This window comes from Pseudomonas sp. GW821-FHT01E10, assembly GCF_059422365.1.
Genome location: NZ_JBWKWT010000008.1, coordinates 141051 through 155505, shown reverse-complemented (window position 1 = coordinate 155505; position 14455 = coordinate 141051). Strand labels below are relative to the sequence as shown.

Annotated in this window: 19 protein-coding genes; 4 read left to right on the top strand and 15 right to left on the bottom strand. The window is 60.4% G+C overall.

The annotated features are described in order from the left end of the window. The first annotated feature begins 170 nt into the window (after positions 1–170). Both AC07V0_RS16565 and AC07V0_RS16560 read left to right on the top strand, forming a co-directional pair. Positions 171–638 carry a helix-turn-helix domain-containing protein gene (locus AC07V0_RS16565; protein WP_018925078.1) on the top strand — a complete coding sequence of 156 codons (468 nt, stop codon included), beginning with the start codon at positions 171–173 and terminating at the stop codon, positions 636–638. Continuing rightward, positions 635–1210 carry a PIN domain-containing protein gene (locus AC07V0_RS16560; RefSeq protein ID WP_086945854.1) on the top strand — a complete coding sequence of 192 codons (576 nt, stop codon included), beginning with the start codon at positions 635–637 and terminating at the stop codon, positions 1208–1210. Before AC07V0_RS16565 ends, AC07V0_RS16560 begins: the two co-directional genes overlap by 4 nt. A gap of 56 nt (positions 1211–1266) precedes the next feature. Here the strand turns inward: AC07V0_RS16560 and AC07V0_RS16555 are convergent, their stop codons facing one another. The 10 genes from AC07V0_RS16555 to ccmA form a co-directional block, all read right to left on the bottom strand. Further along, entirely contained in the window at positions 1267–1665 is a 399-nt protein-coding gene (locus tag AC07V0_RS16555) for a hypothetical protein (protein ID WP_086945855.1), read from the bottom strand. 14 nt (positions 1666–1679) lie between these two features. Further along, positions 1680–2888, bottom strand: a complete 1209-nt coding sequence (ccmI, locus tag AC07V0_RS16550) for a c-type cytochrome biogenesis protein CcmI (RefSeq protein WP_086945856.1) — start codon at positions 2886–2888, stop codon at positions 1680–1682. Further along, complete coding sequence (locus AC07V0_RS16545; RefSeq protein WP_018925074.1) at positions 2881–3354, bottom strand: cytochrome c-type biogenesis protein; 474 nt, start codon at positions 3352–3354, stop codon at positions 2881–2883. The genes ccmI and AC07V0_RS16545 overlap by 8 nt, the downstream gene beginning before the upstream one ends. Beyond that, positions 3351–3887: a DsbE family thiol:disulfide interchange protein gene (locus AC07V0_RS16540; RefSeq protein WP_018925073.1), complete on the bottom strand. Its 537-nt coding sequence runs from the start codon at positions 3885–3887 to the stop codon at positions 3351–3353. The genes AC07V0_RS16545 and AC07V0_RS16540 overlap by 4 nt, the downstream gene beginning before the upstream one ends. After that, positions 3884–5887, bottom strand: a complete 2004-nt coding sequence (locus AC07V0_RS16535; protein ID WP_018925072.1) for a heme lyase CcmF/NrfE family subunit — start codon at positions 5885–5887, stop codon at positions 3884–3886. Before AC07V0_RS16535 ends, AC07V0_RS16540 begins: the two co-directional genes overlap by 4 nt. 3 nt (positions 5888–5890) lie before the next feature. Continuing rightward, positions 5891–6346, bottom strand: a complete 456-nt coding sequence (gene ccmE / locus AC07V0_RS16530) for a cytochrome c maturation protein CcmE (RefSeq protein ID WP_086945857.1) — start codon at positions 6344–6346, stop codon at positions 5891–5893. Next, positions 6343–6519 carry a heme exporter protein CcmD gene (gene ccmD / locus AC07V0_RS16525; RefSeq protein ID WP_007939192.1) on the bottom strand — a complete coding sequence of 59 codons (177 nt, stop codon included), beginning with the start codon at positions 6517–6519 and terminating at the stop codon, positions 6343–6345. The genes ccmE and ccmD overlap by 4 nt, the downstream gene beginning before the upstream one ends. Continuing rightward, positions 6516–7271 (bottom strand): heme ABC transporter permease, encoded by a 756-nt coding sequence (locus AC07V0_RS16520; RefSeq protein WP_007939194.1) that lies wholly within the window; start codon positions 7269–7271, stop codon positions 6516–6518. Before AC07V0_RS16520 ends, ccmD begins: the two co-directional genes overlap by 4 nt. 80 nt (positions 7272–7351) lie before the next feature. Beyond that, entirely contained in the window at positions 7352–8020 is a 669-nt protein-coding gene (gene ccmB / locus AC07V0_RS16515; protein WP_007939195.1) for a heme exporter protein CcmB, read from the bottom strand. Beyond that, positions 8017–8652, bottom strand: a complete 636-nt coding sequence (gene ccmA, locus AC07V0_RS16510) for a cytochrome c biogenesis heme-transporting ATPase CcmA (RefSeq protein ID WP_028940002.1) — start codon at positions 8650–8652, stop codon at positions 8017–8019. The genes ccmB and ccmA overlap by 4 nt, the downstream gene beginning before the upstream one ends. 197 nt (positions 8653–8849) lie before the next feature. Between ccmA and fliK the strand changes: the two genes are divergently transcribed. Both fliK and AC07V0_RS16500 read left to right on the top strand, forming a co-directional pair. After that, a complete protein-coding gene (fliK, locus tag AC07V0_RS16505; protein WP_086945858.1) occupies positions 8850–10424 on the top strand; it encodes a flagellar hook-length control protein FliK in 1575 nt (524 codons plus the stop codon). Continuing rightward, the gene (locus AC07V0_RS16500; RefSeq protein WP_018925069.1) at positions 10421–10750 is read left to right on the top strand and encodes an EscU/YscU/HrcU family type III secretion system export apparatus switch protein; all 330 of its coding nucleotides are present in this window, start codon (positions 10421–10423) and stop codon (positions 10748–10750) included. The genes fliK and AC07V0_RS16500 overlap by 4 nt, the downstream gene beginning before the upstream one ends. A gap of 117 nt (positions 10751–10867) precedes the next feature. Here AC07V0_RS16500 and AC07V0_RS16495 read toward each other — a convergent pair whose 3' ends face one another. The 5 genes from AC07V0_RS16495 to motD form a co-directional block, all read right to left on the bottom strand. Further along, a complete protein-coding gene (locus tag AC07V0_RS16495; RefSeq protein ID WP_018925068.1) occupies positions 10868–11260 on the bottom strand; it encodes a DUF2802 domain-containing protein in 393 nt (130 codons plus the stop codon). Next, complete coding sequence (locus AC07V0_RS16490; protein ID WP_007938663.1) at positions 11261–11746, bottom strand: chemotaxis protein CheW; 486 nt, start codon at positions 11744–11746, stop codon at positions 11261–11263. A 74-nt stretch (positions 11747–11820) separates the two neighbouring features. Beyond that, positions 11821–12687, bottom strand: coding sequence for a CheW domain-containing protein (locus tag AC07V0_RS16485; RefSeq protein ID WP_064619453.1), 867 nt, complete (start codon positions 12685–12687; stop codon positions 11821–11823). Positions 12688–12717: 30 nt separating this feature from the next. Continuing rightward, a complete protein-coding gene (locus tag AC07V0_RS16480) occupies positions 12718–13506 on the bottom strand; it encodes a ParA family protein (RefSeq protein ID WP_018925066.1) in 789 nt (262 codons plus the stop codon). A gap of 43 nt (positions 13507–13549) precedes the next feature. Further along, positions 13550–14443, bottom strand: a complete 894-nt coding sequence (gene motD, locus AC07V0_RS16475) for a flagellar motor protein MotD (protein WP_018925065.1) — start codon at positions 14441–14443, stop codon at positions 13550–13552. Positions 14444–14455: the final 12 nt, after the last annotated feature.

The window sequence follows — 14455 nt, the reverse complement described above, 5'->3', positions numbered from 1 at the left end:
CATCGTGAACAAACGTAAGTCCCTGTGTGAGCGGGCTTGTCCGCGAAAGCGTCAGGAAGCACTAACGCGACTGCATAAGGAGCTGAAAAGCCGGTCGTTTCGTTTATTGCGATTTTCGTTTGATTCGAATAGCCTTCCAATATCGATTATTCAGAATATTGGAAAGCATCATGTCACCAGTTATCCATCCCCCCCTTAACCTGCCCATGGAGCGTGAGGTCCAGGCCGCTATCGAAGGTCAGCGCGCCTTGGCTGCCTACCTCGCCACCCAATTCGAAACTCAGCATATCCAGATTTTCGATGAGCAGAATGAAGCACACAGCGTCGAACTTCCCACCTCAGCGCTTCGGTTGCTTGTCGACATCCTGGCAGAGCTCGCTGCAGGCAACGCCGTCAAAGTGGTCCCGGTACACGCTGAACTGACCACCCAGGAAGCGGCGGACTTGCTCAATGTCTCACGCCCGCACCTGATCAAACTGCTGGAGTCCGGTGAGTTGTCCTACCACAAAACCGGCAAGCACCGACGTGTGCGCTTTACCGATTTGATGGACTATAAAACCCAGCGCGACATAGCCAGCGAGCAAGCAATGACGCTTCTCGCCGAGCAGGCACAAGCGTTAAGGACAGGATACGAGTGAGGCACTCCCCTTTTACCGCTGTATATGACGCATGTGTTTTGTACCCCGCCCCCTTGAGAGATTTTTTGATGTGGCTCGCGCTCTCCGGGCGTTTCAGGGCGCGATGGTCACTGGAGATACATAACGAATGGAAGCGCAATCTACTGAAGAACCGCCCGGACCTGACAACAGAGCAGTTGGATCGCACGTCCGACTTGATGGATCAGGCCATACCTGATGCTTGCGTCTACGGTTACGAAAGGCTGATCGAAGGGCTAACACTGCCTGACGTCGATGACCGACATGTTCTGGCTGCCGCTATACGCTGCAATGCCAGTGTCATTGTGACCTTTAATCAGAAAGGTTTTCCTGACGAAACACTGGGACCTTTTGGCATCGAGGCCCAGCATCCTGACGAGTTCGTCGATAACCTCTTCGATCTGGACCCGGCAGCAGTTGTTGCGGCAGCACAACGACAACGCAAACAGCTAAAGACGCCGCCGATGGATGTCAGCACTTATCTCGAACTGCTGTTACGCCTGGGCCTGACTCGGTCGAGCAAGGCGTTGACCCACTATCAGGCCATTCTTTAATCGCCTTTCATAAATGCCAGAAAGCAAAACGGCGATCCTCAGATCGCCGTTTCCATTTACTGCCCGAACTGTCTGCCCAACCCACCCGGCACTCCATGGATATCCGTCTCTTCCCACGGCCCGTTAGGGCTGATCGAGCGGCTCCAGCCGTTGTCCCAGCGGTAGTAGGTGCGCTGGCGATAGAAGGTGTTGGTTTGATTGTCGAGGACGTAAACACCGAGTTTCGCATCCCAATGGCTGTTGCCCCCCGGTGGCGGGGCGAAGCTGGCGGAGGTGCGTTGCACCGGCTTCGATGGTTTGCTCGGCGTGACCGGTTTGCTCGGTGTGGTCGGTTTGGTGCTCGGCTGCGAGGGCGGAATCGGCGGCAGCCGTTCGGGCTCGTGCTCCTGGACCGCACAAGCGCTTAGCCCCAAAACCATCATGCTGAGGAGAGTGATACGAGCGAAGGCGGTCATGGTGGCGTTTCCTGTTATTTATCCGGGCTGTCGATGGTCAGTTTTTGTGGCGCGCTGGTGCTGGTGGCCAAAGGTTGGCTACGACCGATCCATTCGCCGGCAGTCGGTTGGCCGGCGCGGGAGATGCGCGCAACCAGTTGGACTTCGGGGAAGTTCGACAGTTTCAACTGGGGCATCATTGCATCCGCATCGCCCAGCTCGACGGTCGCTGGCAGGTCGGCAACGGTCAGACGCTTGGCCGCCAATGGTGCGGGCGGGCCTGCGGTGGCGCGGGCGAAGATGAACACGCTGTCGCCGGGCTGGACCTTGGCTTTCAAGTCCGGTGCAAGATCGACACGCACCTTGAGCAGTGCTGCAACCTTTACTGCCGGCGCCTGAACCTGAGCCACCTTGCCACCGCTGGCTTCAAGCTTCTCGGCGGCCTTGGCGATACCGCCTTGCAGTGCGACACGGGATTGGTCATCCGGCGGCAGTTGCACCAACAGACGATTCCAGTAGTCGATAGCTTCCTGGTAACGCTCGCCTTCGAAGGCCGCGATGCCCAGCAGACCGAGGCTGGTGACCTCCTTCGGATCGGCTTTCAGTGCTTCGTCAGTCAGGGCCTGGACCTTGCCCGACCACTTCTTGCCATCGGCGAAGTATTGGGCCTGAGCCCACTGCCCGAGCAGTTCCGGCTGGCGACCGGCCAGGTTCACGGTGCGTTCGAAGATCTTCGCCGCATCGCCAGGGCGGTCCTGAGCCATGTAAGTGCGGCCAAGGAAATACAGGCCTTCGGCCGAATCCGGTTGGGCCGCAACCGCACGCTCCAGGCGACGGGTCATGTCTTCCATCGACTGCGGCGCCTGGGCGAACTCGCGGGTCAGCTCGACTTTGTCGCTGGCACCGAAATGCAGGTACAGCCCAAGGCCCAGCACAGGCACCAGAATTGCCGCCAGCAATGGCAATGGCTTGCCCAGGCGCGACACTCGCGGTGCCTCGACGCCTTCGGTGTCGGCAAGCAGTTCACGGGCGGCTTCGGCTCGGCCGGCATTCATTTGCTCGGCGTTGAGTACGCCTTCTTCCTGCTGAGTCTGCAACTCAGCCACGCGCTCCTGATACAGCGCGACGTTAAGCGCCGTACGATCCTCTTCAAGCTGGGCGCGACGACCGCGCAGAACGGGGATCAGCAAAAAACTCAGGGCTACCAGAAGCAGCAGGCCTGCAGCGAGCCAGAAATCAATCATGCTTGGTTTTATCCAACAGGTGGTCGAGGCGCTCGCGCTCATCAAAAGAAAGCGTGTCCGGGCTGTCAGCGCGTTGCACGCGACGACGGCGGACGATCACGGCGATGATCACAAAACCGCCCAGCAGCAGGCCGGCCGGGCCGAACCAGAGCAATGCGGTCTTGGCATTCAGAGCAGGTTTATAGCGGACGAAATCACCGTAGCGGTCGACCATGAAGTCGATGATCTGCTGGTTGTCCTTGCCCTCGCCGAGCATGCGGAAAATCTCTTTGCGCAGGTCGGCGGCGATCGGTGCGTTGGAATCGGCAATGTCCTGATTCTGGCACTTTGGGCAACGCAGCTCTTTGGTCAGCTCGCGAAAACGCTCGCGATCGCCCTCTTTGGCGAACTCATAGGTATCGATGGCGGCGTGGGCCACGCCAGCCATGCTCAACCCCAGAACGGCGGCGGCAATCCAGCGCTTCATGGCTTGGCCTCGTCGACCAGCGCCTGATACTTGGCCGCCAGTTTTTCGCGCCAGACCTGTTCGTCGATCACCCCGACGAATTTGTCGCGGATGATGCCCTTGGCGTCGATGAAGAAGGTTTCCGGTGCGCCATACACGCCGAGGTTCAGGCCCAGGGTGCCTTCATCGTCACGGACGTCCAGTTGATACGGGTTGTGGAACTCGGCCAGCCACTTCAAGGCGTCTGCATTGGTGTCCTTGTAGTTGATGCCGTAGATCACCACGCCCTTCTCGGCCAGTTTGTTCAACACCGGGTGCTCGACCCGGCAGGAAATGCACCAGGTGCCCCAGACGTTGACCAGCGCCGGTTTACCCAGAATGTCCGCTTTGGTCAGGGTTTTGTCGCCCTGCACCGAGAGCAGGGAAAACTCCGGGAACGGCTTGCCGATCATCGCCGAGGGCAACTCGGCCGGGTTCAGGTACAGCCCCCGATACAGAAAAACAGCAACCACCAGAAAAATCGCCAGCGGCAACAGCATCAACCAACGTCTCATGCGGTGGCTCCCGTCATGCCGAGCGCTTCACGCACACGACTTTTTACCTTGACCCGATAACGGCGATCCAGCGCCGCCAGCAACCCGCCTACACCTGTGAGCAGCCCACCGAACCAGATCCAGCGCACGAACGGTTTGACGTGCACGCGAACCGCCCAGGCGCCCTCGCCCAACGGCTCGCCCAGTGCGACGTACAGGTCACGGGTGAAACCGGCGTCGATCCCGGCCTCGGTCATCATCGAGTTCTGCACCGTGTACAGGCGTTTTTCCGGGTGCAGCACGCTGACTTCCTTACCGTCGCGGATCACCCGTACGGTGCCCTTGTCGGACGTGAAGTTCGGGCCTTCGAAGTGCTTGGCGCCTTCGAACACAAACTGGTAACCGGCCAGGCTCATGGACTCACCCGGTGCCAGGCGCAGATCACGCTCGGCACTGTTCTGGCTCGACAACACGACACCCAGCGCGCACACGGCAATGCCCAAATGCGCGAGTTGCATGCCCCAATAACTGCGGGTCAGGGTCGGCAGTCCTTTGATCAAGCCTTTGTGGCGAGTCTTGTCGAAAATGTCCCGCACACCGGCCAGCAACACCCAGGCAGCCAACATGAAGGTTGCCAGCACCGCCCAGTTGAAATCGCCGTAAGCAACACCCGCCACGACGGCCAGCGCGGCGCTGCCGAGTAATACCGGGGTCAGCATGCTCACCAGCCATTTGACCGGGGTGTCTTTCCAGCGCACCACCACACCGACCGCCATCACTATCATCAGGATCGCCATCAACGGAATGAACAGCGCGTTGAAGTACGGCGGGCCGACCGACAGCTTGGCACCAGTCATCGCGTCAAGGATCAGCGGATACAGGGTGCCCAGCAGAATCATCGAAGCAGCCACCACCAGCACCAGGTTGTTGCCCAGAAGCAGGGTTTCCCGGGACCAGAGGTTGAAGCCGACATGGCTCTTGACCACCGGCGCGCGCAGGGCGAACAGCGTCAATGAACCACCGACCACAAACAGCAGGAAGACCAGAATGAACACACCACGCTCAGGGTCGGAGGCAAAGGCGTGAACCGAGGTCAGCACGCCGGAACGCACCAGGAAGGTCCCGAGCAGGCTCAACGAGAATGCGGCGATGGCCAACAGCACGGTCCAGCTCTTGAACACGCCACGTTTTTCCGTGACCGCCAACGAGTGAATCAGCGCCGTGCCCACCAGCCAAGGCATGAAGGACGCGTTTTCCACCGGGTCCCAGAACCACCAGCCGCCCCAGCCGAGTTCGTAGTAGGCCCACCAGGAACCCAACGTGATACCGATGCCAAGGAAGGCCCAGGCGACGATGGTCCACGGACGGGACCAGCGCGCCCACGCCGCATCGAGACGACCGCCCAACAGCGCGGCGATGGCGAAGGCGAAGGCCACGGAGAAGCCGACGTAACCCATGTACAGCATCGGCGGATGAACGATCAGGCCGATGTCTTGCAGCAGAGGATTAAGATCGCGCCCGTCCGCCGGCATCTGCGGCAGGATCCGGGCGAACGGGTTGGACGTCAGGATCAGGAACAGCAGGAAACCCGTGCTGATCATGCCCATCACCGCCAGCACCCGGGCCAGCATCACTTGCGGCAACTGTCGGGAGAACACCGACACCGCGAAGGTCCAGCCGCCGAGAATCAACGCCCACAGCAGCAACGACCCTTCGTGAGCGCCCCACACGGCGCTGAACTTGTAGTACCACGGCAGCGCGCTGTTGGAGTTGCTGGCCACGTAGGCGACGGAGAAGTCGTCCGTCATGAACGCATAGGTCAGGCAACCGAAGGCGAACAGCAAAAACGCGAACTGCCCCCACGCGGCCGGCTGGGCCAGGCTCATCCACAAACGGTCGCCGCGCCAGGCACCGAGCAACGGCACCACGGCCTGCACCAACGCAAAACACAACGCCAGGATCATGGCCAGATGGCCGAGTTCGGGGATGAACAGCCCCGAGCTGTAAAGTGCGGAAGTCATCCGTTAGCCCTCCTTGGCTGGCGTAGGTGCCGACTGACCACTGTCTTTCAACGCCTTGGTCACTTCCGGCGGCATGTACTTCTCGTCGTGCTTGGCCAGCACTTCGTCGGCCACCACCACGCCATCAGCGTTGAGCTTGCCGAGGGCAACGATGCCCTGCCCTTCGCGGAACAGGTCCGGGAGGATGCCGCGATAGCTGATGGTCACGGATTTGTTGAAGTCGGTGACGATGAATTTCACGTCCAGGGAATCGCCGGAACGTTGCAGCGAGCCTTTTTCGACCATGCCGCCCGCACGGATGCGCGTGTCTTGCGGCGCTTCGCCATTGGCGATCTGGGTCGGGGTGTAAAACAGATTGATGTTCTGCCGCAGGGCGCTCAGGGCCAAGCCGACGGCAGCGCCGACACCGACCAGGATCGCGAGAATGATGACAAGACGCTTTTTACGCAGCGGATTCACTGGCCGTTCTCCCGGCGCAAACGACGCGCCTCTTGTTGCAGATACCGCTTGCGGGCCAGGATCGGCGCCGCCACGTTGAGGGCCAGCACCGCCAGGCAAATGCCATAGGCTGACCAGACATACAGGCCGTGATGGCCCATGGCGAGAAAGTCGCCGAATGAAGCGAAACTCATCGAGCGGCCTCCAGACTGTTCTGCACTTCGGATTTCACCCAGCTCGCCCGGGCTTCGCGCTTGAGCACTTCAAGGCGCATGCGCAGCAACAGCACCGCGCCGAAGAAACAGTAGAAACCCAGCACCGTCAGCAGCAGTGGCAGCCACATCTCGGCAGGCATCGCCGGTTTTTCGGTGAGGGTGAACGTCGCGCCCTGGTGCAGGGTGTTCCACCACTCCACCGAGTATTTGATGATCGGGATGTTGATCACGCCGACAATCGCCAGCACCGCGCAGGCCTTGGCCGCGCTGTCACGATTGCTGATGGCGTTGCCCAGCGCAATAAGACCGAAGTACAGAAACAGCAGAATCAACATGGACGTAAGTCGCGCATCCCAGACCCACCACGAACCCCAGGTCGGTTTGCCCCAGATCGCTCCGGTAACCAGCGCCACGGCGGTCATCCAGGCACCGATCGGGGCGGCGCATTGCAGGGCGACATCGGCCAGTTTCATTTTCCACACCAGCCCGACAACGCCGCACACGGCCAGCATCACGTAGATCGACTGCGCCAGCATGGCGGCGGGAACGTGGATATAGATGATTCGAAAGCTGTTGCCTTGCTGGTAGTCCGGCGGTGCGAAGGCCAGGCCCCAGACCACGCCGACGCTAATCAGCAGCAACGCCGCGACGCTCAGCCAGGGCAGCAATTTGCCACTGATGCCGTAAAACCATTTGGGCGAGCCGAGCTTATGAAACCAGGTCCAGTTCATTGCTGTTTCCATCACGGTTGCTGTTCGTTATCACGAAACAGCCAAAGGGTCTTTACTGGTTAAATTTTAACCAGACCTCATTATTCGCCGACACTGATCTTCAGGCCAGCAGCTATTGCAAAAGGTGCCAGGGTTATCGCCAGGGCGGTCAGGCTACCAAGCCACAAGAGATAACCGGTCGCCGGCATGCCCTGCAATGCCGCCTGCAAGGCGCCACTGCCGAGAATCAACACCGGGATATACAGCGGCAGAATCAGCAGCGCCAGCAACAGGCCACCACGCTTCAATCCTACCGTCAGCGCCGCGCCCACCGCACCGAGCAGGCTCAACACCGGTGTACCGAGCAATAAAGAAAGCAGCAACACCGGCAGACAAGCGGCAGGCAAACCGAGCATCAGCGCCAGCAATGGCGCGAGCAAAACCAGTGCCAGGCCGGAAAAGGCCCAGTGTGCCAGCACCTTGGCCAGCACCAGAAGAGGCAGGGGGTGCGACGAAAGGACCCACTGTTCAAGGGATCCATCTTCGAAATCACTGCGGAAGAGCCCGTCCAGCGAGAGTAAAACCGATAAAAGCGCCGCCACCCAGACCAGCCCCGGAGACAAGGTTTGCAACAATTGAGTCTCGGGACCAACCGCCAGCGGGAACAAGGAGACGACGATGGCGAAAAATACCAACGGGTTCGCCAATTCGGCGGGACGGCGGAACAGCAAACGAGCCTCACGGGCGACCAACAGGCCGAAAACACTCATACGGCCCAATTCCCCAAATCAATGTCGCGATAACCGGCCGGCATCCGGCTCAGCGTGTGGTGAGTGGTCAGCACCACCATGCCGCCGCGCTCGCAGTGCGCGGCCAGGTGTTCTTCGAGTTGCGCCACGCCTTGTTTGTCGAGCGCGGTGAATGGCTCGTCGAGGATCCACAGCGGCGGGCTGTCCAGGTACAACCGCGCCAACGCCACACGACGTTGCTGGCCGGCAGACAGGGTGTGACAGGGAACATCCTCGAAACCGCGCAGCCCCACCGCCGCCAGTGCTTGCCAGATCGCCTCATGGGAGGCCGGTTGATGCAAGGCGCAGAGCCAGCTGAGGTTTTCTTCGGGGGTCAGCAGGTCCTTGATGCCAGCGGCATGGCCGATCCACAGCAGGTTGCGCGCCAGTTCGCTGCGTTGTTCGCTCAGTGGCTGGCCGTTGAGCAACACTTGACCGGCGGTCGGGTGCATCAAGCCACAAAGCAGACGTAACAGGCTGGTCTTGCCACTGCCGTTGGGGCCGCTGATCTGTAACATTTCGCCACTGGCCAGTCGCAATTCGAGATTTTCGAAAAGCAGCCGAAGGTCTCGCTCACAGGCAAGGGCAACGGTTTGCAGGACAGGACTGGTCAAGGGTTCACGGGCCTTATGCGGTTCAAGTCGGCTCTGGCGCGGCCGTTAAAGAGATGCAGCATAGATGCTATGACGGCTTGTTCTAGAGAGCTGCGTCAATCAATTGCAAAGTTTTCGCCACTCAGCGAAAGACGGGCGGCATTATACATGGCGTTCCCTACTCTCAAGAGTGCAATTTCCTCAGGTTGTGTCCGCGTATGACAGGCGAAATGAACATCCTCCCGCTCCCGCCAACCAACCCGGCGACTTCGCGTCCATTGGTGATCAGCAGCGAGTTGCTCAATCTGCTGACGCCGATGGAGGGCCTGATCACGGCCGGTCAGACCGCCAAGGCTGAAGTGCTGTCACTCAAGCAGGCGGATCAGACCTTTCAACTGTTGCTCAAGGTCACTCTCGACAGCGGCCGCCAGACCACTGTCCAGGCCACCAGCACTCAGCCTTTGCCCCAGGGCGCCAGCCTGACGGTTACCCAACCGTCGGCGGGCAATCTGGCAGTCACGGTGCAACAGGCCATCGCCTCCAGCGTCGCCACCCTTACCCGTATCGACACGGCGCAACTGCCGGTCGGCACCCTGCTGCAAGGCAAAGTGCTGACCTCTCAGGTGATGCCGCAGGTGCCGGGCCAGCCGACGGTGTTTCGCTCGATGGTGAGCCTGCTCAACACCGCGCTGAGCGGCAGCACGCTGAGCATCGACAGCCCGACGCCGCTGCGCATCGGCAGCTTGCTGAGCGCCTTGGTGCAGGACACCCAGACACTCAAATTCGTGCCGCTGAGCAGCCGTCAGGAACAGTTGGCGGTGACGCAACAATTGGTCAGCCAGCAAAGTCGCCAGGGTTCTCTGGATGGCTTGATCAAGGTCCTGCAAAACCTGCCGCCGTCGGATCAAACCTCCAGCGACCTGCGCGCTGCCGTGGACAAATTGCTCGCCGGCCTGCCGGACGTCCAACAATTGAGTACGCCCAAAGGCCTGGCCCAGGCGCTGGCCAACAGTGGCCTGTTCCTCGAAGCCAAATTGCTGACCGGACAAAACCCGACGCTGGTGCCAGACATGAAAGGCGACCTGCTCAAGCTGATCGCCCAACTGACGCCGGGCCTGCCGGCCAACACCAATCTCAACGCAATCATCGCCGCCAACACCCTGGCCCAGGCCATGCCGAGTTTTGTGCGCAATGCCCTCGGCATGCTCGGGCAAGTCAGTGCCAAACCGTCGCCGACCAGCTTCCCACTGCCCGAGCGCCTGTTGCAAAGCGCGGAAGGCGAAGATGATCTCGAGCACCTGCTGCGCCTGGCTGCGGCGGCGGTTTCACGTTTGCAAAGTCATCAGCTGTCGAGCCTTGAGCAGACTGGCGTCACCAGTGACGGGCGGTTGATGAGCACCTGGCAACTGGAAATCCCCATGCGCAACCTGCAGGACATCGTGCCGTTGCAGGTCAAATTCCAGCGCGAAGAAGCCCCCGAAAAAGAACAACCGCGCGAACGCCGCGACGAACGCGAACCCAAGCAACCGCTATGGCGCGTCGAGCTGGCATTCGACATGGAACCGTTGGGGCCGTTGCAGATTCAGGCCCAACTGATCAAAGGCAGCCTCTCCAGTCAGCTGTGGGCCGAACGGCCGTACACTGCGAGCCTGATCGAAAGCAATCTGGCCGCGCTGCGCCAGCGCCTGCTGGATTCGGGGCTGAACGTCGGCGATCTGGATTGCCACCTCGGCACACCGCCACAAGGCCCTCAAACCCGTCTCGAACAACGCTGGGTCGACGAAACCGCATGAACGAATCCACCGCACCGCGCCAGGCCATCGCCCTCAAATACGACGGCAGCCACGCCCCTACCCTTACGGCCAAAGGTGACGAAGAACTGGCTGAAGAAATTCTACGGATTGCCCGTGACTACGAAGTGCCGATTTACGAGAACGCCGAACTGGTGAAACTGCTGGCGCGGATGGAATTGGGCGAGAGTATTCCCGAGGAGTTGTACCGCACGATTGCCGAGATCATTGCGTTTGCCTGGAATCTGAAAGGCAAGTTTCCGGCGGGGCATGATCCGCATGCGGTGACGGTGGAGAAGGACGTCACCGAGCGCGGGGATGATTATTGAATCTTTGTTGAATGTAAAAAGATCGCAGCCCCGTTTCACTCGACAGCTCCTACAGGGCGTACACCATCCCAATGTAGGAGCTGTCGAGTGAAACGAGGCTGCGATCTTTTGCTCTTCTCAGTTTCTATGCAACTTGCTCATCAACTCCGCCTCAGCCTGGGTCAAGCCGCAAGACTGAGTCAGCTCATCGACGCTGGCCCCCATCCCCACCAGGCGCGCGGCCTGGGCGAATGAAAGGCTCGACGGATCACGCTGCTCCAACTGCGCCAGCTTGTCCGGCAACGGCCCGACCACCGCGCGCAGTTCGTGCAGGTCTTCACCCATGCGCACGTTGCCGTTCTGGTAGTCGTCGACGCGCTTGGCCAGGTCCTTGATGCGCTGATCGCGCAGCGCATCGCCCTGAGCCTGTTGTGCGGCGACCTGCCTTTGAGCGCGGATGTACGCCAGGAACATCGCCAGCGTGCCCGCCCACAAAAGGAACAGGACAATCACAGCCACCTCAAGAATCAATCAGATACTCTCCAGTTCCGACCATTCTTCTTCGCTCATCATCTTGTCCAGCTCGACCAGGATCAGCAGTTCATTGTTCTTGTTGCACACGCCTTGAATGAACTTGGCGGACTCTTCGTTACCGACGTTCGGTGCGGTCTCGATTTCCGACTGACGCAGATAAACCACTTCAGCCACGCTGTCGACCATGATCCCGACCACTTGCTTGTCGGCTTCGATGATGACGATGCGGGTGTTGTCACTGACGTCGACCGTGCCCAGGCCGAAACGCTGACGGGTGTCGATCACGGTGACCACGTTGCCGCGCAGGTTGATGATACCCAGCACGTAGCTCGGGGCACCCGGTACCGGAGCGATTTCGGTGTAGCGCAGGACTTCCTGAACGCGCATCACGTTAATGCCGTAGGTTTCATTGTCCAGCTTGAAGGTGACCCATTGCAGGATCGGATCTTCGGAACCTTTTGCCGCCGTCGCCTTGTCATTCATACCCTGACCCCTCGAAAAACCGCCCTAGCGGTGTGTATTCAGTGCACCGGCACTTGAATGCCGATGCGTGTTTTTTATGTCGGTTTGTGGTTCGGCTTACTGCCGCCCATGTGCTTCGCCCCGCCGCTGGCGATCAATTCGGCCAGTGCGGCGACATCGAGCAAAGCGCACATGTGTTCAATCACCGTGCCGGCGAGCCATGGCCGCTGCCCCCGGTGACTTCTCCATTTGATTTCATTCGGGTCCAGGCGCAACGAGCGGCTGACCTGATGCACCGCCAGCCCCCACTCATAGCCCTGAACTGAAATAACGTATTGCAGGCCCTGGCGGAAATCGTCGCGGTAGCGGTCCGGCATGACCCAGCGTGCGGTATCCAGCACCTTCAGGTTGCCGGCCTGGCTTGGCAGGATCCCGAGGAACCATTCCGGCTGACCGAACAACGGCGTCAGCTCGTGGCCGGCCAGGGAATAAATCGAACCCAGGCACACCAGCGGCACCGCGAGGGTCAACCCGGCGACATCGAACAACAGGCATTCGAACGGCTCGGCCGCCCAGGCCGGACGATCGTCATTTTCCACCGGAGGCGGCGTGTTGCTCGGCGGCAGATGAACTTCCACCACCGGCGGCACCAACGCTTGCAGCAACGGCGCAATCGTCGACACGGACGCCAGAATCGGTGCCGGCGCTTCGATCACGGCCACCGGTGCCTTCGCCACTGGCGCAACAACGGGGGCCGCGACCACTGCCGGCTTCTGCGCATCGCGCGCCTGCTCTTCGAGCACCGCCGCCTGGAACTCGTCCAGCGCAGCTTCAGCCTCGACAACCTCGGGCAGCGCCTCGACTTCAGGCAACAGCTCTTCGGTCGCGTCCTGCAGCAAGCCATCCAGATAAGACTGAAGGGCCAATTGCGGGCGCGAGGTGATCTTCACCGGCCGGGTCATGCGAATACCATCGTAGGAATCAGGCTCATCTCAAGCCACCTGCGGAACAAGTTGCTGGGCCAACAGATGCTTGAGCAGTGCGCGGTAGGCGAGAACGCCGCGACTCTTGCCATCGAATTGCGACGGCGTCAGTCCTGCCCGGCTCGCGTCACGCAAGCGGGTGTCGATCGGGATGTAGCCTTGCCAGATTTCTTCCGGGTACTTGTCGCGCAGCACGCGCAGAGTGCCAAGCGAAGCCTGGGTGCGGCGGTCGAACAGGGTCGGCACGATGTTGAACGGCAACGCCAGTTTGCGCGAGCGGTTGATCATCGCCAGCGTGTTGACCATGCGTTCCAGGCCTTTGACCGCCAGGTGCTCGGTCTGCACCGGAATCACCAACTGCTGGCTGGCCGCCAAGGCATTGACCATCAGCACGCCGAGCAACGGCGGGCTGTCGATCACGGCGTAATCGAAGTCTTGCCACAACTGCGCCAGACTCTTGGCGATCACCAGGCCCAAACCGCTCTGGCCCGGCGACTGGCGCTCAAGGGTGGCCAGCGCGGTGCTCGATGGCAACAGGGAAATGCGTTCGTCGCTGGTGGGCATCAACAACTGACCGGGCAAGCCTTGCGGCACGTTGCCCTTGTGCAGAAACAGGTCGTAGCTGCTGTGCTCCAGGCTGTCGGGGTCGTAACCGAAGTAGCTGGTCATGGAGCCGTGGGGGTCGAGATCGACCACAACCACGCGCTTGCCCGCCTCCGCCAGTAAACCGGCTAAAGCAATGGAGGAAGTGGTTTTACCGACACCACCCTTTTGATTGGCAACTGCCCAGACTCTCATTCGGATTGTTCCTCCCGGTCGAAAACGTCGACCGAGAAATAGCTCAACGTATTAATGCGGGTGACGGAGAATTGACGGCACTCTCGCGTCCCGGCGACTTGACCGGGGTCGGTGCAGTTTGTGTGCCAGCCCGCTTCAATGCGGCATCCGGTTGTGCATGAGCCGTTCCGGTACCGGTGAGGCTACGGCGTACATCAAGATTGCGTGACACCACCAGCACCACCCGACGGTTGCGCGCACGGCCTTCGGCGGTGGCGTTGTTGGCCACTGGCTGGAATTCGCCATAACCCACCGATGCCAGGCGACCAGGGTTCACGCCCTGCATCGCCAGCATCCGCACGATGCTCGCCGAACGGGCCGAGGACAGTTCCCAGTTGGTTGGGTATTGCGCGGTGCGGATCGGTTGATCGTCGGTGAAACCTTCGACGTGGATCGGGTTGTCGAACGGCCGGAGGATCGCAGCGACCTTGTCGATGATGTTGAACGCAATGTCGCTGGGCATGGCGTCGCCGCTGCCGAACAACAGGCTGGAATTGAGTTCGATCTCGACCCACAACTCGTTGCCGCGCACGGTCATCTGGTTGGAACTGATCAAGTCGCCGAACGCCGCGCTGATGTCATCGGCGATGCTTTTGAGTGGATCGTTGGCGGCCTGGGCGATGCCGGCGTCGATCTGCTCGCTGTCCTTGACCAATGGCTTGGCCGGGGTCACGGTCTTCGGTCGCTCTTCGCCGATGGGTATCGGCTTGAGGGCGCGGTCAGAGTCGGTAAACACCCCGATCAACGCCTCGGAAATGATCTTGTACTTGCCTTCGTTGATCGACGAGATCGAGTACATCACCACGAAGAACGCGAACAGCAAGGTGATGAAGTCGGCGTAGGAAACCAGCCAACGTTCATGGTTCACATGTTCTTCATGTTGCCTGCGACGAGCCATGATCCATTTCCC